The organism is Streptomyces sp. NPDC057543 (assembly GCF_042801895.1).
Lineage (GTDB): Bacteria > Actinomycetota > Actinomycetes > Streptomycetales > Streptomycetaceae > Streptomyces.
Map to the genome: position 1 here is coordinate 1 of NZ_JBHVFF010000078.1, position 17166 is coordinate 17166.

Genomic DNA, 17166 nt, shown 5'->3' on the forward strand with positions numbered 1-17166 from the left:
GCCGGACACGCCCCCCGTTTCGGTTCACCCGGCGGCGTCCGCTCCCGCTACGTCCAGGGCCCGGAAGGCCAGCCACAGGTCATGACGAGCACTCGGCGTCTGCAGCAACGAGCGCTGAAGAATCGACTCGAGCCGCGCGAGACGCTTACGGGCCCCCGGTACCGAAATGCCCAACGCGGCCGCCGTCGGGCCAAGTCGGGCCTCGCACTCCAGCCAGGTGCGGAGCGTTGCCCGCGGGTCGGCGGCGGTCCGGGAAGAGCGGGACGCGGTGAGCGGGCGCAGCTGCTGGGCCGCCCATTCCTGGACGGCCGGGCCGCGCAGGATGTCGTCCAGCCGGTGGAGCGATGCAGGCGTTGCCCCGGCCGGGCCGACCGTCCTGAGCACGGTGGGCGTGGCGCGGATGCGCAGGGCCAGGTCGAGGGCGGCCTGGTCGGCGACCCGGTTCAGGTCGAGGCCGAGCAGCTCGCCGATCAGCCGGAGCCGTGCGGTCAGGGTGTTCCGGTGGATCTTCAGGTGCTGGGTCGCATGCGAGGAGAACGCGAGCCAGGAGGTGAGGGTCGCGGCGAGCTCCTGGCTGCCCGGGTCGTGGCTGCGCCGCGGCAGATACGTGAGCAACGGGTCCAGCAGCCCGTCCGCCCACCGCGCACCGGCCGCGCCGACGACCAGGGCGGCCTCCGGCGCCGAGCCGAAGCGGGCGTGCCGGACGGGCAGCCCGCGGGCCACGGCCAGGGCGTGGAAGGCCTGCCGGTAACCGGTCGCCGTGTCGGACAGCGGTACGTCCTCGCTCGCCCCCACCACGCACTCGTCCACCGCATCGGCGACCCGGCGGCCGAGCGGCTGTCCGGCCGCGTCCGGGTCGGCCGGCACGACGAGGATCAGATGGCGTGCGTACACCGGGCACCGCACGATCCAGGACCGGCCGCCGGACAGCGCCGCGCAGATCCGCGCGACCTCGTCGCGGCGACCGCCCGCGCACTCCACGACGCACACCCGGACGGGGTCGGGCAGCGTGGGTTTCAGGGCACCCGCCACCTGATGCGCGATGGACAGCTGACCGGTCATGAGCAGATGCAGCACCGCTTCCCGGCTGCGCGACTCGGCCAGGTCGACGCGGCGCCGCTTGCGTTCCACGGTCTCCGCCGTCCAGCACAGGGCGAGCGGCATCGCGACGTCGGCGAGCAGTGCGAGCAGTCCGTGCGGCAACTGGCGCGGGGCGACGACGGCCAGGACCGGGGGAGAGGTGTCGGGCGGGCCGTCCAGCGGGAACAGCAGCGCGGTGTACGGACCCCGGTCGAACGAGAAGGAGCGTGCGCCGAGCGAGGCCAGTTCCTTCACGCCCTCGGTGGCCAGCGCGGCGGCGTCGACGCCCGTACGGTCCGGGGTCCTCGCCACACCGTGCAGGACGGTGCCGTCCCCGTCGAGCAGCCCGGCCCAGCCCTCCGCCCGGCCGGACACCCAGCGCAGCAGCTCCCGCGTTCCGCCGGATCGGGCCAGCCGGTACATCCGCAGTACGTCGTCGGCCCGTTCCCGCGCGCGCACGCATCCTCCGCTTCCGCGCCCCTGCGCCCTGCGCTCCGCCCAAAAAACCGGAGTGCATTGTACCGGTTTGACTGTGCGGACTGATACCCCTGACGGCCCACGCAGGGCGAACTGAATCTTTCTGTCGCCTACCCGAAGTCCTAGAGTCCGAACACGGTTGCGGCCCCCTTCGGGGAAGGGGTACCGAGGTCCTCGGGGGAGGGGCACGGGGGCGGCGGCAGCGGCTCACGGGGGTGGCCGCTGTCGTCGGCCGCAACCGGTTCGCTTCTTCTCGCGTTGTCAGTGGCGCCCTCTAGGGTCGGATCACGATCAGGACCACGATCACGATCTGAGACGACCGGGAGAGGCCGCCGCCATGGAGTTCCGTATGGAGCGCAGCGCACTGACCGACGCCGTGGCCTGGGCGGCCCGGGTGCTGCCCACGCGCTCGCCCGTTCCCGTGCTGGGCGGGCTGCTGCTGGAGGCGGCCGACGGGCGGCTGCGCATCTCGGGCCTCGATTACGAGGCGTCCGCGTGCATCGAGGTGGAGGCGGAGACCGTACGGGCCGGGAAGGTGCTGGTCATGGGTCGCCGGCTGCTCGATGTCTGCAGGGTGCTGCCCGAGGGTGCGGTGGAGTGCGCGGTCGAGGGCTCACGGTTCTCACTGGCCGGTGACAGCGCCCGGTTCGGGCTCTCGGTACTGCCGTTCGACGACTATCCGGCGCTTCCGCCGCTGCCGGAGGTGCTCGGTGCGGTGGACGCGGAGGAGTTCGCCGCGGCCGTCGCCCATGTCGCGGTGGCAGCCGGCCGGGACGACACGCTGCCGACCCTGACCGGCATCCGGCTGGCGCTCGACGGCGACACGATGACCCTCGCCGCGACGGACCGCTACCGGTTTGCCGTACGCACGCTTGCGTGGAAGCCCGGGCAGGACGGCGTCTCGGCCGATGTCGTGATCTCCGCCCGCAGGCTGACCGAGATCGCCCGCTCCTTCAGCCGAGCCGGAATGGTCCAACTCGCGCTGGACGGCGGCTCGGTCGGTTTCGAACTGGCCGGGATGCGGACCACGGTACGTCTGCTGGATGGCCGACTGCCGCGCCACGACAAGCTGTTCGCGATGGCGGACCCCGTCCACGCGGTCCTGGACCGGGCGCCCCTCGTCGAGGCCGTCAAGCGCGTCGCCGTGGTCGCGGAGGGCGGCAACCCGCTCCACCTGACGTTCTCCAGCGACTCGGTGCTGCTGCAGGCGGGTTACGAGGACGATGTCGCCTCCCAGCGTCTGCCCGCCGCGCTCGGGGGCACCGACGAGCTGACGGTCGCCTTCAACCCGTCGTATCTGATGGACGCCCTGGCCTCGTTCGACGCACCCGTGGTCCGGTTCGAGCTGCTGGGCCCCGGTCAGCGGGCGATGGTCACCGGATGGGCGTCCCGGGCGGACGCGGCGGACGAGGCGGCGCGCCCGGTCCACCAGCATCTGCTGATGTCGGCCAGGCCGTTGGTCTAGCGCGGCCCGGATGCCTCCCGGATGCCCCCGTTGCGCCGGCCGCCGGTTGGCCGGTGGCCGCCGCATCGAGCAACTCGGTCTCGTTCAGGGTACGCAGGAGAATCCGGCCGAGCGCGGGCAGGACGATCAGCGGTGCGAGGACAGTCTGCAAGGAGGTGGCGTCGGCGATGGCGCCGATCGCTGGTCCTGCGATACCGCCGATGCTGACGGCCAGGCTTGAATGCGCAAAGTGAACTGAACTGGATTCCGTACGGGCGAATCGGTGGCCCTCACCCTCGCCTCCGCCGGTCCACTGCCCTCCGGCGGCGGCAACTGGCTTGCCACGCTGGGCGAGCGGCGGCTGCCCGCCCTGCGGCATTACCCCCGTACGGGAGCGTCCTGACCGCGCCGGCCGTGCTCGCCGTGGGCGTCGGGCTCACGGTGCGCAGCCTGCTCTGATCAGTGGGCCCTGGTGTACGTGAGCTGTTCGCCGCTGTCGGTGTTCTCGCGCCGGAGGGAGCCGTTCGGGAGCAGGGTGAGCGTGGTGGCCTTGCCCGCGGTGCAGGACGACATGGGTTCGCCGACCGTGACCGTGGAGGGGCCGACCTCGACGGGGCCGCTCGGGGTCGGCTCCGCGGCCAGGGTCGCCTGGAAGACGCAGTGGTAGGAGCCGCCGGTGTCGAGCGGGCCGTCCGCGGTGAGGGTGAGGACGGTCCGGCCGACCGTGCCCTGCTGGATGACGAGTTGCCGGGTGGAGTGGCCCGCGGCGTTGTCGATGGAGCCCGACCAGGTGCCGAGGTAGCCGGCCGGGACGGGGCCGTCGCTGTTCTTCAGGTCGTCGGAGGAGGACGGGTCCGGATCCGGGTCCGGGTCCACGGGCGAAGGGTCGTCGACGCCGGGCGAGTCCGACGCGGACAGGGAGGTGGTGGGGGACGGGGCGGGCCCCGGCCCCTTGTCGTTCATGAGCGCGTAGACGGACCCGCCCGCACCTATGGCCACGAGCACGGCGATGGCTATGAGCGCGATGGTCGGCGCCTTGCCGCGGCGGGCGGGCTCGGGGACGGGCTGCGGGGCGCCGGGGTAGAGGGGGCCGTACGGCGGTGTGGCACCGAAGCCGGGCTGCGGTTGCTGCGGGTCGTTCCGGGCCGGGTGCTGCTGCGGATATCCGTACCCGGAGTGGTTCTGCGGAGGGCCGAAGCCCTGGCCGGGGTGCGGCTGGGCGGGCGGTTGCGGATAGCCGCACGCGGGAGAGGGGGGCCCGTGGGGCGGGGCCGGCGCGGGAGTCGGGGTCGGGGCGCCGACGGTTGTGGGGAGCGTGTGGCCGGGGCGGTCCGTGGGGGCCGGGGGCGGTGGGGGTGCCATGTCCGGCAGGGGAGCCTCCTCGGCCTCCTCCTCCGTCGCCTCCTCCGGGTCCTCGGAGTTGAGCAACTCGACCGCATGGCGCCCGAGTTGCGCGATGAGCGCACCCGGAAGCCAAGGTTCCGCCGTGTCGTCGTCGGCCAGGCGTTCCAGGATCGCGTCCGTCGTCGGGCGGGCGGCCGGGTCCTTGCTCAGGCAGTCCCTGATCAGTTCGACGAGGTCCACGGGGACGCCCGTCAGGTCAGGGTCCTCCTGGGCGATCCGGAACATCTGCGCGTGCCCGCCGCTGTCGGACGACCCGAACGGAAGCCGGCCGGTGGACGCGTACGCCAGAACCGAGCCCAGGCAGAACACGTCGCACGCCGGGGTCACACGCTCGCCGCGCACCTGCTCGGGTGCCATGAAACCGGGCGAACCGACCAGGGCCCCGGTGCGGGTGAGGCCGCCGTCGGCCACCGTGTCGAGTGCCCGGGCTATGCCGAAGTCGATGACGCGCGGTCCGTCGATCGTCAGCAGGATGTTGGAGGGCTTGAGGTCGCGGTGGATGAGTCCGGCGGCGTGGATGGCCTGGAGCGCGTGGGCGAGACCAGCACCCAGGATGTGAACCGAACGTTCGGGCAGGGGACCGTACGTACCGGAAGCCGCCCCCGCGCGGGCGCCCGCGCGACCGGAGACGGTGGCCTGGAGGGAGGGCCCGGCGACGTATCCGGTCGCGACCCAGGGCACGGCTGCCTCGGTGTCGGCGTCGAGCACGGGGGCGGTCCAGGCGGAACCGACCTGGCGGGCGGCCCGCACTTCCTGGCGGAAGCGGTCGCGGAACTCTCCCTGCTCGGCGAGGTCGCCGCGTACCAGCTTGATCGCGACGGTGCGGCCGCGGTCGGAGCGGGCCAGATAGACCTGGCCCATGCCGCCTGCGCCGAGCCGGCCCAGCAGGCGGTAGGCGCCGATGCGTTGTGGGTCGGCCGGCCCGAGCTTTTCCATGGTGTGCGTCCTCCCCCGTGCGGCGATACGCCGGAACGCGTTGAGAATAGCGGCGCGGGGTGTGCCCCGGTGGGTCCGGTATTTCACGTCCGTTCGCGGGGTGTCCGGCGATTTCTCCTCCGGTTTCGTCCTCAGACGCCGGACGGGCCGGGGGTGGTTCCGTTCTCAAGCCTCGGAGGGGCTGAGGGTGGTTCCGTTCTCAAGCCTCGGACGGGCTGGACATGCCTGCCGCCCCCACTGCTTCCACCCCCGCGGACAACCGCCCCAGCACCCGTACCGTCTCCGCGAACTCCGCCTCCCCCAGTTCCTCCGCCGGCCGCGCCGCGAACTCCGCATGGCCGGGCCGACGCGACACCCTGCCCAGCAGAGCGCCCCATGCCATACAAGGTGGCCATGTCGATCCGATCCCGGCGCCGCCTACGCTCGCGGCATGACCCCTCATGCCCCTCATGCCCCGCATGTCGACCCCGCTGCCGGTGCGGCCGTGAAGGCCGCCGACCGCGCGCACGTGTTCCACTCCTGGTCCGCCCAGGGCCTGATCGACCCGCTCGCCGTCGCCGGCGCCGAGGGGGCGTACTTCTGGGACTACGACGGCAATCGCTACCTGGACTTCACCAGCGGCCTCGTCTACACCAACATCGGTTACCAGCACCCCACCGTCGTCGCCGCGATCCAGGAGCAGGCGGGCAAACTCGCCACCTTCGCTCCCGCGTTCGCGATCGAGGCGCGCTCCGAGGCCGCACGCCTCATCGCCGAGCGCACCCCCGGTGACCTGGACAAGATCTTCTTCACCAACGGCGGCGCGGAGGCCGTGGAGAACGCCGTCCGGATGGCCCGGCTGCACACCGGCCGTCCGAAGGTGCTCTCCGCCTACCGCTCGTACCACGGCGCCACCTCCACCGCGATCAACCTGACCGGCGACCCGCGCCGCTGGCCGTCCGACAACGGCTCGGCGGGCGTCGTCCGCTTCTGGGCCCCGTTCCTCTACCGCTCGCCGTTCCACGCCGAGACCGAGGCCGAGGAGTGCGCCCGCGCGCTCCAGCACCTGGAGGACACCCTCGCTTTCGAGGGCGCCGCCACCATCGCCGCGATCATCCTGGAGACGATCCCCGGTACGGCGGGCATCATGACGCCGCCGCCCGGCTACCTCGCGGGCGTGCGCGAGATCTGCGACCGTTACGGGATCGTCTTCATCCTCGACGAGGTGATGGCCGGATTCGGGCGCACCGGCAAGTGGTTCGCCGCCGACCACTTCGACGTGGTGCCGGACCTGATGACCTTCGCCAAGGGCGTCAACTCCGGCTACGTGCCGCTCGGCGGCGTCGCCATCTCCGCCGAGATCGCCGCCACCTTCGAGACCCGCGCCTACCCGGGCGGACTGACCTATTCCGGCCACCCGCTGGCCTGCGCGGCCGCGGTCGCCACCATTCACGTGATGGAGGACGAGAAGGTCATCGAGAACGCCGCCCACATCGGCGAGACGGTCTTGGGCCCCGGCCTGCGCGAGCTCGCCGAGCGCCACCCGTCGGTCGGCGAGGTCCGCGGCCTCGGCGCGTTCTGGGCGCTGGACCTGGTCCGCGACAAGGAGACCCGCGAGCCGCTGGTCCCGTACAACGCGGCGGGTGAGGCCAACGCTCCGATGGCGGCCTTCGGCGCGGCGGCGAAGAAGAACGGCCTGTGGCCCTTCATCAACATGAACCGCACCCACGCCGTTCCGGCCTGCAACATCACCGAGGCCGAGGCCAAGGAGGGGCTCGCGGCTCTCGACGCGGCGCTGTCGGTCGCGGACGAATACACGGTGTAGCGGCGGGGCCCGCGTGGCCCGGCGGAAGACGCCCCTGCGCGGCCGCACCCTCCACGCCCCTCCCCTCCCCTGCCCGGATCCGGGCAGGGCGACCCTGGCTTAAGGTGACCGAAAGCCGAAAAGGGGAGGGGCGCCATGTGCGCGAGCGGAGCTGTAACCCGCAGTACGCTGCGGCAGCAGATCGCGGACGCGCTGCGTGACGAAGTGCTTGCGGGGCGTTTGGGGCCGGGGCGGGAGTTCACCGTGAAGCAGATCGCCGAGCAGTACGGCGTCTCCGCGACTCCGGTGCGCGAGGCGCTCTTCGATCTCTCCGCGCAGGGCCTGCTCGAATCGGATCAGCACCGCGGCTTCCGGGTGCGTGAATTCACCGTCGCCGACTACCGGTCGATGGTCGAGGCCCGGACCCTGGTCATCGACGGAGTCATCCGCGGCCTCTTCTGCGGGCCGGCGCTGTCGCTCGCGCAGAGGGTGGCGCAGCGGGACCATCTGGTCTCCGTACGCCGCAGGGCCCAGGAGGCCGCACGGGCGGCCCAGGGCGGCGACCTCGACATCCTCATCGGCTACGACCTGCGGTTCTGGCGTGAGTTGGGCGCGCTCGTCGACAACACGTACATCACCGACTTCCTGCACCGGCTGCGCGTCCAGGCATGGGTGTTCGCGGTGCCGTATCTGCGCCACGACGTGGGTGCCCGGGAGTGGCTGTGGCACGGCCATCCGGAACTCGTCGCGGCGATCACCCTCGGTGACCGCGACGCGGTGTGCGCGGTGATGGACGACTACAACACGCACGCGCTGAACTGGGCGGACCGGCTCGCGGCCGGAGACCCGGCGCATCCGGGCCATGATCCGGAGCCCGTCGAGGGGCCGCAGCCGCAGCCCCCGACGCACTGACCGGGCGACTGCGGGTCGGCGACTGCGGACCGACGGCTACGGACCGGCGGTTACGGAATACGGGCGGCCCCTATCCGCGGTCGTCGGCCACTGTGCGCAATGCGCCCACCGCATTACGCTGTCCCGACCGTCGTGAATAAACCCGATGAACCTGATCCGATACCCGGTGACTCCGATGCGCACCCGTGGGAGAGCGAGACTTCGTGGCCTGTGACCTGTGGCTGGTCCCCCTCGTCGATGTGCTGTGCCACAGCCCCGACAACCCGTTCGCCGAGGAGATTGCCGTCTACGACAAGGCGTTGAGCGAGGCCGGGCTGCCGCCCGTCCCCGTATACGCCTACATGCCGGGCCTGACCGGCGAGGTCGCTCCGGTCGCGGGCTTCGACTACGACGCCCTGCACTTCCTGCGCCGCGCCTATCTGCTCCAGCTCAGCGGCCTCGCCGTCACGCCCGTCGACGAACTGGGCGGGGATTACGAGCAGTTGCTGGAGATGTTCGAGGCATCGGCGCAGCAGTCCCACCTGGTCTGGCACTACGACCACGCCGGGGCGTACGTCCCGCTGGACTTCGCCGCTCCGCTCTCCAGCGACGACCTGCTGGCGGGCGGCGGCCCGCTCGGTTCCGCGCACGGGCTGCTGCGGGAGCTGGAGTTCGTGGCTCCGTCCATCGGCATCGATCCGGCGAACCCGCCGCCCGCCCCGCTGCCACCTGCCGCGCCGACGTCCCTGGAGGAACCGGCGGGCCCGATTCCGTACGACAACAGTCCGTTTGCCCGCGAGCGGCACGTCTGGTTGGGCCTGCATGCGGCGGCCACGCGCAGCCTCGCCCAAGGCTCCATGATCATCTTCAGCTGAAGCGGGTGCCGGGTGCGGGTGCCGGACACCCGATGCCGGGTGCCGGACGTGCAGGCGACGGCCGGGCGCCCGGCGTCACCGCGGCGGAATCACCGCGGGGACTCCGGAGGCCGCTGCCGCGGCATGTTCGGCCGGGCCATCGTCTGCATCGGGAACCGGCCCGGCAGCGCCCCTTGGTCCGTACGCCCCCCGGTCCCGCTGCCCGACGACAACGCCTGCATCCCCATCGGCGCGGGCCCGGCCCGGAACTCCACCATCCAGTCCGCGGTCTCGGTCCGCACGAGCTCCGTGATGTCCTCCGAGAACCGCCGCAGCACCCCCAGGCACCGCTCGGCGGCCTCGCTGGCCGTGCCCTCGGTCGGGCCGAGTACCTCCCGTACACACTCCGACGCCCAGTCGAACTGCAGCACCTGAAGCCGTCGCTGCACGGCCTGGGCGGTGGCGAGGTTCCTTATCCAGCCCGAGGTCAGGCCGAAGAACCGGTCGCAGGCCATGCTCGCGGCGCCCAGCAGCAGCGACAGATACCCCCACCCCGCCGCCCCGCTCAGCGCACCGGTGAGATCGAGCAACGGCAGCGCGGCGCCGGCGACCGCCCCGGCCGCCGTACCGATCCGCAGGGCCCTGGCGCCGCGCCGCTTCCACACCCGGTCGTTCAGGTACCAGTCGGCTGTGCGCAGCGCATCGGCCTCGACCCAGCGGTACAGCTCGTCGAGGCGTTCGGCGGGCTCGCCCCAGTCACCGAGCGGGAACGGTGTGCCGGTCAGATCCCGGCCCCGGCCGCGTGCGCCGGACCCGGAGCCCGAACCGGAGGAACCGGCCGAACCGGGCTCGTTGCGGGGCGGCCCTTCGGGCTGCATCTCCGGCTGACTCACCGGGGTACTCCTCTGCATTCTGCGTAGCGACGCCTGATGTGTGACGGTGTGTTCGACGGTGGGCTGATCACTGCTCTCCGGCGTGGCCGACAGTCCCGCGTACGTAACCTTGCGTGACGAGTGGTGGCGCCTGTGTATCTGATGCGTATGCCCTTCCTACCGCCGAATGGTGGGCCGTGGGGTCGAAAGCGCGGTATTCCCGGGTGTGCAGGGCCTGTGATCAGGTATAGGAGTCACGCCGACGCCGCCTGAAACTCACTCGAAAGGGTTGCTTGCCAGTGGGTGGGGCGCGCTGCGCGGTGACCACGTAGGCTCGGCGTACCGAAACATTCTGTCGTCGAATTACCAGGAGTGACCGTGATTCCCGGTGGTGGTCAGCCCAATATGCAGCAGTTGCTGCAGCAGGCCCAGAAGATGCAGCAGGATCTCGCCGCGGCCCAGGAGGAGCTGGCCAGGACCGAGGTCGAGGGCCAGGCGGGTGGCGGTCTGGTGAAGGCGACCGTGACCGGCTCCGGCGAGCTGCGGGCCCTGGTGATCGACCCGAAGGCCGTCGACCCGGAGGACACCGAGACGCTCGCGGACCTCGTCGTCGCCGCGGTACAGGCAGCGAACGAGAACGCGCAGCAGCTTCAGCAGCAGAAGCTCGGCCCGCTGGCCCAGGGTCTGGGCGGCATGCCCGGTCTCCCCTTCTGATCTGCGGCCCGAACTCGTACGTTGTATTCATAGCTCAGGACCAGGAAGGCGATCCCGTTGTACGAAGGCGTGGTTCAGGACCTCATCGACGAGTTGGGCAGGCTGCCCGGCGTCGGTCCCAAGAGCGCGCAGCGGATCGCTTTCCACATCCTGCAGGCGGAGCCGACCGATGTGCGCCGTCTTGCCCATGCCCTCCTCGAGGTCAAGGACAAGGTCCGGTTCTGTTCGGTCTGTGGCAACGTCGCCCAGCAGGAGCAGTGCAATATCTGCCGGGACGCGCGCCGTGACCAGACGGTCATCTGCGTGGTCGAGGAGCCGAAGGATGTCGTCGCGATCGAGCGGACCCGTGAGTTCCGGGGCCGGTACCACGTGCTCGGCGGCGCGATCAGCCCGATCGAGGGCGTCGGGCCCGACGACCTGCGCATCCGCGAGCTGCTCGCCCGTCTCGCCGACGGGTCGATCACGGAACTGATCCTGGCCACCGACCCCAACCTGGAGGGCGAGGCCACCGCGACGTACCTGGCGCGGATGATCAAGCCGATGGGCCTGCGGGTCACCAGACTGGCCAGTGGCCTGCCGGTGGGCGGGGACCTGGAGTACGCGGACGAGGTCACCCTGGGCCGCGCCTTCGAGGGGAGGCGCCTGCTCGATGTCTGACGCTTCCACGTACGCGTTCACGCCCGGGGCCGCGTCTGCGTTCACGTCTGCGTCTGCTTCCGTCTCTGCTCCTTCGTCTCCTTCGTTTTCTCCGTCGTCTTTTTCGTCGTCCGATGTTCTCGCGGCGACTGTCTTTGCGACTCACGACGGCTTTACGTTCAGCGACGCTATGTTCTACTCACCGTTCGCGACCGTGCCCACGGGAGGTCCCCTCGATGTCTGACGCCACGCTGAACTCCGTCACGCAGGACCCCGACGATTTCGCTGTCCAGATCGCCGACCAGATCAAGACGTTCATCGTCGCGGTCACCGAGGTGTCCAAGGTCGAGGAGCCCGAGGAGGCCGTTCCCGTCCTGCTGCTCCAGGTCTCCCAACTGCTGCTGGCGGGCGGCAGGCTCGGCGCGTACGAGGACATCGTCCCCGACGAGCGCTATGAGCCCGACCTGGGCGCGGAGCCGGACGCCGACGGCCTGCGCGAGCGGTTCGCCGACCTGCTGGAGCCGATCGACGTCTACTCCGAGGTCTTCGACCCGTACGAGCCCCGCAAGGCCCCGGTCCCGGCCCGTATCTCCGACGGCCTGGCCGACCTGGTCACCGACCTGCGCCACGGCCTGGCCCACTACGAAGAGGGCCGTACGACCGAGGCCCTGTGGTGGTGGCAGTTCTCCTACTTCTCCAACTGGGGCTCCACCGCATCCGCCACCCTGCGCGCCCTCCAGTCCCTGATCGCCCACATCCGCCTCAACCAGCCCCTCCAGGAACTGGACGGGCTGGACACGGACTCGGAGGCCGCCGACGACGAGCTGGCCGAGGAAGCGGGCCGGGTGATGGCCGAGGAGATCGCGGGACCACTGGGGCTGCGGCCGGTGCAGTAGGGGGCGCGTTCCGGCCGCCGGGCTTCACCCTGCGGCCGGTGCAGTAGCGGGGCGTGGACCGGCCGCCGGGCCTAACCCCCGTCGCACCGCAGGTCGCCGTCCCGCATGAAGCCCAGTTGCGCGCCGTTGTCCGTGCGCGATACCCGCCACAGCTCGTCCATGCTCCCGCGGGCGCCGTTCACCGGGGTGCCCGGTCCAGGTAGCCGACGATGTCGGTCCACGGGTTCGCGTCGGCGTAGACCGGGGCGTCGGCGTGCGTGGCGAAGCGGGTGCCGCCCGCGTGGGCGGGAGACGCCGCGAGAGGGACGGCGGCGAGAGCGAGGATCAGGGGGAGTGCGCGGAGGGGCGTACGCATGGTGGAGGCCCCCGAAGGGCGGATCACGGGCTTCCGGTCCACGCTGGAGGTGGACCGCTCGTGCATCGTGGACCCGGCGCACCGCGCGTGTGGGCTGGACCACATACGGGAGTGCGGGCCCGATCAGCGGGCAGCAGCCCCGTACGAGCAGTTCGGAGCGAAACGCCGATGATCACGTACTGAGCGGGACATCTCACCATGTGGTATCGACGGGGCGTTTCCGGACTGCTCGTTAAACTGAGCCGACCGCAGTAATGGACTGAGCGAGGAGCGCACGTGGGCCTTGTCGTGCAGAAGTACGGAGGCTCCTCCGTAGCCGATGCCGAAGGCATCAAGCGCGTCGCCAAGCGAATCGTCGATGCCAAGAAGAACGGCAACCAGGTGGTTGTCGTGGTGTCAGCGATGGGCGACACGACGGACGAGTTGATCGATCTCGCCGAGCAGGTATCCCCGATCCCTGCCGGGCGTGAGTTCGACATGCTGCTGACCGCCGGAGAGCGGATCTCCATGGCCCTGCTGGCGATGGCGATCAAAAACCTGGGCCACGAGGCCCAGTCGTTCACGGGCAGCCAGGCAGGCGTCATCACCGACTCGGTCCACAACAAAGCGCGCATCATCGATGTGACGCCAGGCCGTATCCGTACGGCGCTGGACGAGGGGAACATCGCGATCGTCGCGGGGTTCCAGGGTGTGTCCCAGGACAAGAAGGACATCACCACGCTCGGCCGCGGCGGGTCCGACACCACCGCCGTCGCGCTCGCGGCCGCGCTGGATGCCGAGGTCTGTGAGATCTACACCGATGTGGACGGTGTCTTCACCGCCGACCCGCGGGTCGTGAAGAAGGCCCGGAAGATCGACTGGATCTCCTTCGAGGACATGCTGGAGCTGGCCGCGTCCGGTTCCAAGGTGCTGCTGCACCGGTGCGTGGAGTACGCACGCCGTTACAACATCCCGATCCACGTCCGCTCGTCCTTCTCCGGACTGCGCGGAACCTGGGTCAGCAACGAGCCGCAAGGGGACCAGAAGGTGGAGCACGCGATCATCTCCGGAGTCGCCCATGACGTCTCCGAGGCCAAGATCACCGTCGTCGGCGTGCCCGACAAGCCGGGCGAGGCCGCCGCGATCTTCCGCACCATCGCGAACGCGGAGGTCAACATCGACATGGTGGTGCAGAACGTCTCCGCCGCGTCGACCGGTCTGACCGACATCTCGTTCACGCTGCCGAAGTCCGAGGGCCGTAAGGCCATCGACGCCCTGGAACGCAACCGCGGCACCATCGGCTTCGAATCGCTGCGCTACGACGACCAGATTGCGAAGATCTCTCTGGTCGGTGCCGGTATGAAGACCAACCCGGGCGTCACGGCGGCCTTCTTCGAGGCGCTCTCGGACGCCGGGGTGAACATCGAGCTGATCTCGACATCCGAGATCCGCATCTCGGTCGTCACCCGCGCTGACGATGTCGTCGAAGCCGTGCGCGCCGTGCACACCGCCTTCGGTCTCGACAGCGATTCCGACGAGGCCGTCGTCTACGGGGGCACCGGCCGATGACCGCGCGCCGTCCCTCGCTCGCGGTCGTCGGAGCGACCGGGGCGATCGGCGGCGTCATGCTCCAGATCCTTTCGCAGCACGCGGATGTCTGGGGCGAGGTGAAGCTGATCGCCTCGCCGCGTTCGGCCGGCCGCAAGCTGGTCGTACGCGGCGAGGAGAGCGAAGTCCTCGAACTCACCGAGGACGTCTTCGACGGTGTCGACGTGGCGCTGTTCCTGGTGCCCGACGACGTCTCCGCGCAGTGGGCGCCGATCGCCGCCGCCAAGGGCACGGTCGTCATCGACGACTCCGCCGCGTTCCGGCTGGACGCGGACGTTCCGCTGGTCGTGCCCGAGATCAATCCGCACTCCGTACGGATCAGGCCGCGCGGCATCGTCGCGAGCCCGAACTGCACGACGCTCTCGCTGATCGTCGCGGTCGGTGCGCTGCACGCCGAATTCGGCGTGCGGGAACTGGTCGTCTCCTCGTACCAGGCGGTGAGCGGGGCGGGCCGCGACGGCGTCGCGGCCCTGCGTGAACAGCTGTCGATGGTGGCCGGTACGGAGTTGGGCACGAAGCCCGGAGACGTACGGCGGGCCGTGGGCGACGCCGAAGGCAGCCCCTTTGCCGCACCGGTGGCCCTCAACGTGGTGCCCTGGGCCGGGACCGAGGCCGGCGACGGCTGGTCGTCGGAGGAACTGGCGATCCGTGAGGAGTGCCGCAAGATCCTGGATCTGCCGAGCCTGCGGGTGGCGGCGACCTGCGTGTACGTACCCGTGATCGCGACGCACTCGATGTCTGTGCACGCGCGGTTCGAGAACGAGATCGCGGTCGACCGGGCCCACGAGATCCTGGCGACGGCCCCGGGCGTGGTGCTGTACGACAGTCCGGCCGCCGGGGACTTCCCGACACCGTCCGACGTCGTGGGTACCGATCCGACCTGGGTCGGGCGGGTACGCAGATCGCTGGACGATCCCCGGGGTCTGGAACTGTTCGTCTGCGGCGACAACCTCCGCAAGGGCGCGGCGCTGAACGTGGCGCAGATCGCCGAATCGGTGGCCGCCGAATTCCCCCGGTCCTGATCGGTCCTGATCGGAACCTGTTTATACGCATTCTGTGAATGTCCTGTGAGCAAGTTGAAGGTCTGAACCTCTTGAGCTGGGGTGTCAGGGTGTCCGACGATGACCTTTCGGCCTGCTGCAACCGCCGGCCGCACAGTGCGCGTCTATGCGGTCACCTCTTGCGCGGCGGGGCGCACAGTCGGGGCATTCGGGGAAGAGCAGGTACGTATGAGGGCATGTCGCACCGTGTTGAACGCGGTGCTGCGGGCGTACAACCCTGACGGGGGGAAACGTGTCCAACTGGCGTGGCAGAGGTTCTCGATATCACAGTGGTGGGCCCCCTGCGCGGCGCTTCGGTACGGCCGCTCAGACGGCCCCGCGCGCCCGGCGGTATGCCGGTGATCGCGCCCATGCCCGCTGCGCGTCCCGCACGGCTGCCGTCGCAGCGCGAGGGCGCTGAGGAGAGCGTGGCTGCCGGAACCACGGTCGACCATCTCACCGAGACCTATCGCGCCCACTACCGTTCGCTGCTCGGCCTCGCGGCTCTGCTCCTGGACGACACCGCCTCGTGTGAGGACGTGGTGCAGGAGGCGTTCATCCGCGTGCACTCGGCGCGGAACCGGGTACGGGACCCCGAGAAGACGCTCGCGTATCTGCGTCAGACCGTCGTCAACCTGTCGCGTTCGGCGCTGCGACGCCGCATCCTCGGGCTGAAGCTGCTCTCCAAGCCCATGCCGGACATGGCGAGCGCGGAGGAGGGCGCGTACGACCAACTGGAGCGGGACGCGCTGATCAAGGCGATGCGGGGGCTGCAACGGCGCCAGCGGGAGGTTCTGGTGCTGCGTTACTTCGCGGACATGACGGAGGCCCAGGTGGCCGAGACGCTGGGTATATCCCTGGGCTCGGTCAAGGCCTACGGCTCGCGTGGGATCGCGGCGCTGCGCGTCGTGATGGAGGCGCAGGTATGAGCCGGCGCGACCACAGGAACGAGAACGGCCACGAGAACGGCCGTGAGAGCGGCCACGAGCGTGAGCCTTGGTATGACCCGACTGGAAACGAAATGGTGAACGACGGGCCGGAGCGCGACGGGCCGGAGAAGCGTGGGTCGCAGAGCGCCTCGCAGGTGAACCCGGGTGCGGACATGGACGAGGTCGCGCTGCGCCGCATGCTGCACGGGGCCGTCGAGCACATCGAACCCGGCGATGGCACTCTCGACCTTCTGCAGCGCGCGGTGCCCGCCCGGCGCGCCAGGCGACGGCAGGCCGCCGTCGGCATGGCGGCGGCGGCACTGCTCATCGGCACGGCCGTCCCGGCCTTCGTCCATGTGGCGAACTCCAACGGTTCGAACGCCGCCAATCCCGCGATAGCCGGACACGGCGAGCAGGCGCAGGGCGGCAACGGCACCGAGACAGATTCGGGGACCGGCGGGAAGAGTGACGGCGGTGGCAGCGACGGGCGGGCCGACGGTGGCCCGAACCGTCCCGCGAGCACGAGCAGTCCGTCCGACGGCGGCGGCCGGGGTACCGACGGCGGGCTGGCCGGCGGGGTCGCCGACCCGGCCGCGCCCGAGGCGGCATCCAGGCCGAACTGCGACCCGGGGCAGCTCTCGGTCGCCTCGGCAGAGACGGGCGCGGCGAGTGCTGACGGCACCGTGTACGGCACCTTCCGGATCGCCAACGTCTCCGGCACGGACTGTTCGGTGAGCAGCAGTGGAAGTGTGGGCTTTCAGGCGATGGGTGCGGCCGACCCGGCCGCGATCACGGTTGTCCAGCACACGGCGGGTGACGCGGCGTCCGGGCTGCCCGACCCCTCGCAGGAGCAGGGGGCGGTGCTGCTGAAGCCGTCCATGGCGTACGAGGTGAAGTTCGCCTGGGTGCCGAAGGACACCTGTCCGACCGCCGGAGACTCACCGAGCCCGACCCCGACGGACGGCACGGACGGCCCGGGCGGCACCGCTGCCGGTCCCAGTACCGGCAGCGCGGACGGGTCCGCCGACGTGAATCCGCAGTTCGGCGGCCAGGACGGCGGCCGGGAACTGGACGGCAGTGTCGCCGTCACACACACGCCGGAGGCGGGTGCGCCGGTCGCGGAGACGAAGATCACCAACGCCTGCGCGGGCACGATCTACCGGACCGGGGTGCTGGCTCCCAGCACGTGAGCGGGGTGAGGGCGCGGCGCGGTTTGCGGCGTACGGCGCACGGCGTATGACGCATGCGTGAGGGGGGCCACCGGCCGA

General features: G+C 70.8%; 17 protein-coding genes. 12 read left to right on the forward strand and 5 right to left on the reverse strand.

Annotated features, from left to right (window positions below; all coding sequences use genetic code 11):
- Positions 1-24 precede the first annotated feature (24 nt).
- Positions 25-1503 (reverse strand): helix-turn-helix domain-containing protein, encoded by a 1479-nt coding sequence (locus ACFU8Q_RS15830; protein ID WP_384453447.1) that lies wholly within the window; start codon positions 1501-1503, stop codon positions 25-27.
- A gap of 391 nt (positions 1504-1894) precedes the next feature.
- On the opposite strand from ACFU8Q_RS15830, the gene dnaN reads away from it, so the two are divergent.
- Positions 1895-3022 (forward strand): DNA polymerase III subunit beta, encoded by a 1128-nt coding sequence (gene dnaN / locus ACFU8Q_RS15835; protein WP_384453383.1) that lies wholly within the window; start codon positions 1895-1897, stop codon positions 3020-3022.
- 438 nt (positions 3023-3460) lie between these two features.
- Here the strand turns inward: dnaN and ACFU8Q_RS15840 are convergent, their stop codons facing one another.
- Together ACFU8Q_RS15840 and ACFU8Q_RS15845 are read right to left on the reverse strand one after the other, a co-directional pair.
- Entirely contained in the window at positions 3461-5341 is a 1881-nt protein-coding gene (locus ACFU8Q_RS15840) for a protein kinase (RefSeq protein ID WP_384453386.1), read from the reverse strand.
- A gap of 199 nt (positions 5342-5540) precedes the next feature.
- Positions 5541-5723: a hypothetical protein gene (locus ACFU8Q_RS15845; RefSeq protein WP_384453389.1), complete on the reverse strand. Its 183-nt coding sequence runs from the start codon at positions 5721-5723 to the stop codon at positions 5541-5543.
- Between the two features lie 48 nt (positions 5724-5771).
- On the opposite strand from ACFU8Q_RS15845, the gene ACFU8Q_RS15850 reads away from it, so the two are divergent.
- The 3 genes from ACFU8Q_RS15850 (at position 5772) to ACFU8Q_RS15860 (ending at position 8890) form a co-directional block, all read left to right on the forward strand.
- A complete protein-coding gene (locus ACFU8Q_RS15850; protein ID WP_384453392.1) occupies positions 5772-7145 on the forward strand; it encodes an aspartate aminotransferase family protein in 1374 nt (457 codons plus the stop codon).
- A gap of 135 nt (positions 7146-7280) precedes the next feature.
- On the forward strand, positions 7281-8036 hold the full coding sequence (locus ACFU8Q_RS15855) for a GntR family transcriptional regulator (protein WP_384453395.1): 756 nt from the start codon (positions 7281-7283) through the stop codon (positions 8034-8036).
- Between the two features lie 203 nt (positions 8037-8239).
- The gene (locus ACFU8Q_RS15860; protein ID WP_384453451.1) at positions 8240-8890 is read left to right on the forward strand and encodes a hypothetical protein; all 651 of its coding nucleotides are present in this window, start codon (positions 8240-8242) and stop codon (positions 8888-8890) included.
- 89 nt (positions 8891-8979) lie between these two features.
- Here ACFU8Q_RS15860 and ACFU8Q_RS15865 read toward each other — a convergent pair whose 3' ends face one another.
- Entirely contained in the window at positions 8980-9762 is a 783-nt protein-coding gene (locus tag ACFU8Q_RS15865; protein WP_384453398.1) for an SLATT domain-containing protein, read from the reverse strand.
- 357 nt (positions 9763-10119) lie between these two features.
- Between ACFU8Q_RS15865 and ACFU8Q_RS15870 the strand changes: the two genes are divergently transcribed.
- The 3 genes from ACFU8Q_RS15870 to ACFU8Q_RS15880 all read left to right on the forward strand — a co-directional run bounded on the left by ACFU8Q_RS15870 (position 10120) and on the right by ACFU8Q_RS15880 (position 11987).
- A complete protein-coding gene (locus ACFU8Q_RS15870; protein ID WP_266365457.1) occupies positions 10120-10455 on the forward strand; it encodes a YbaB/EbfC family nucleoid-associated protein in 336 nt (111 codons plus the stop codon).
- A 57-nt stretch (positions 10456-10512) separates the two neighbouring features.
- A complete protein-coding gene (gene recR / locus ACFU8Q_RS15875; protein WP_351086039.1) occupies positions 10513-11112 on the forward strand; it encodes a recombination mediator RecR in 600 nt (199 codons plus the stop codon).
- Between the two features lie 215 nt (positions 11113-11327).
- On the forward strand, positions 11328-11987 hold the full coding sequence (locus ACFU8Q_RS15880) for a DUF5063 domain-containing protein (protein WP_384453402.1): 660 nt from the start codon (positions 11328-11330) through the stop codon (positions 11985-11987).
- 178 nt (positions 11988-12165) lie between these two features.
- Here the strand turns inward: ACFU8Q_RS15880 and ACFU8Q_RS15885 are convergent, their stop codons facing one another.
- Entirely contained in the window at positions 12166-12342 is a 177-nt protein-coding gene (locus ACFU8Q_RS15885; protein WP_384453405.1) for a hypothetical protein, read from the reverse strand.
- Here ACFU8Q_RS15885 and ACFU8Q_RS15890 point away from each other — a divergent pair.
- The 5 genes from ACFU8Q_RS15890 (at position 12341) to ACFU8Q_RS15910 (ending at position 17088) form a co-directional block, all read left to right on the forward strand.
- Positions 12341-12514, forward strand: a complete 174-nt coding sequence (locus ACFU8Q_RS15890) for a hypothetical protein (RefSeq protein WP_384453408.1) — start codon at positions 12341-12343, stop codon at positions 12512-12514. The genes ACFU8Q_RS15885 and ACFU8Q_RS15890 overlap by 2 nt on opposite strands.
- Positions 12515-12618: 104 nt before the next feature.
- On the forward strand, positions 12619-13890 hold the full coding sequence (locus ACFU8Q_RS15895) for an aspartate kinase (protein ID WP_384453411.1): 1272 nt from the start codon (positions 12619-12621) through the stop codon (positions 13888-13890).
- Positions 13887-14951 carry an aspartate-semialdehyde dehydrogenase gene (locus ACFU8Q_RS15900; RefSeq protein ID WP_384453414.1) on the forward strand — a complete coding sequence of 355 codons (1065 nt, stop codon included), beginning with the start codon at positions 13887-13889 and terminating at the stop codon, positions 14949-14951. Before ACFU8Q_RS15895 ends, ACFU8Q_RS15900 begins: the two co-directional genes overlap by 4 nt.
- A gap of 371 nt (positions 14952-15322) precedes the next feature.
- A complete protein-coding gene (locus ACFU8Q_RS15905; protein ID WP_384453454.1) occupies positions 15323-15898 on the forward strand; it encodes a SigE family RNA polymerase sigma factor in 576 nt (191 codons plus the stop codon).
- Positions 15899-15990: 92 nt separating this feature from the next.
- Positions 15991-17088 carry a hypothetical protein gene (locus ACFU8Q_RS15910; RefSeq protein ID WP_384453418.1) on the forward strand — a complete coding sequence of 366 codons (1098 nt, stop codon included), beginning with the start codon at positions 15991-15993 and terminating at the stop codon, positions 17086-17088.
- Positions 17089-17166: the final 78 nt, after the last annotated feature.

What these genes read in the sequence shown, in the direction of transcription:
- ACFU8Q_RS15845 (WP_384453389.1), bottom strand. Translation starts at nt 5,723, where the DNA reads ATGGCATGGGGCGCTCTGCTGGGCAGGGTGTCGCGTCGGCCCGGCCAT.
- ACFU8Q_RS15890 (WP_384453408.1), top strand. Translation starts at nt 12,341, where the DNA reads ATGGTGGAGGCCCCCGAAGGGCGGATCACGGGCTTCCGGTCCACGCTG.
- ACFU8Q_RS15905 (WP_384453454.1), top strand. Translation starts at nt 15,323, where the DNA reads ATGCCGGTGATCGCGCCCATGCCCGCTGCGCGTCCCGCACGGCTGCCG.
- ACFU8Q_RS15880 (WP_384453402.1), top strand. Translation starts at nt 11,328, where the DNA reads ATGTCTGACGCCACGCTGAACTCCGTCACGCAGGACCCCGACGATTTC.
- ACFU8Q_RS15885 (WP_384453405.1), bottom strand. Translation starts at nt 12,342, where the DNA reads ATGCGTACGCCCCTCCGCGCACTCCCCCTGATCCTCGCTCTCGCCGCC.
- ACFU8Q_RS15855 (WP_384453395.1), top strand. Translation starts at nt 7,281, where the DNA reads ATGTGCGCGAGCGGAGCTGTAACCCGCAGTACGCTGCGGCAGCAGATC.
- ACFU8Q_RS15830 (WP_384453447.1), bottom strand. Translation starts at nt 1,503, where the DNA reads ATGTACCGGCTGGCCCGATCCGGCGGAACGCGGGAGCTGCTGCGCTGG.
- ACFU8Q_RS15910 (WP_384453418.1), top strand. Translation starts at nt 15,991, where the DNA reads ATGGTGAACGACGGGCCGGAGCGCGACGGGCCGGAGAAGCGTGGGTCG.
- ACFU8Q_RS15900 (WP_384453414.1), top strand. Translation starts at nt 13,887, where the DNA reads ATGACCGCGCGCCGTCCCTCGCTCGCGGTCGTCGGAGCGACCGGGGCG.
- ACFU8Q_RS15850 (WP_384453392.1), top strand. Translation starts at nt 5,772, where the DNA reads ATGACCCCTCATGCCCCTCATGCCCCGCATGTCGACCCCGCTGCCGGT.
- dnaN (WP_384453383.1), top strand. Translation starts at nt 1,895, where the DNA reads ATGGAGTTCCGTATGGAGCGCAGCGCACTGACCGACGCCGTGGCCTGG.
- ACFU8Q_RS15840 (WP_384453386.1), bottom strand. Translation starts at nt 5,341, where the DNA reads ATGGAAAAGCTCGGGCCGGCCGACCCACAACGCATCGGCGCCTACCGC.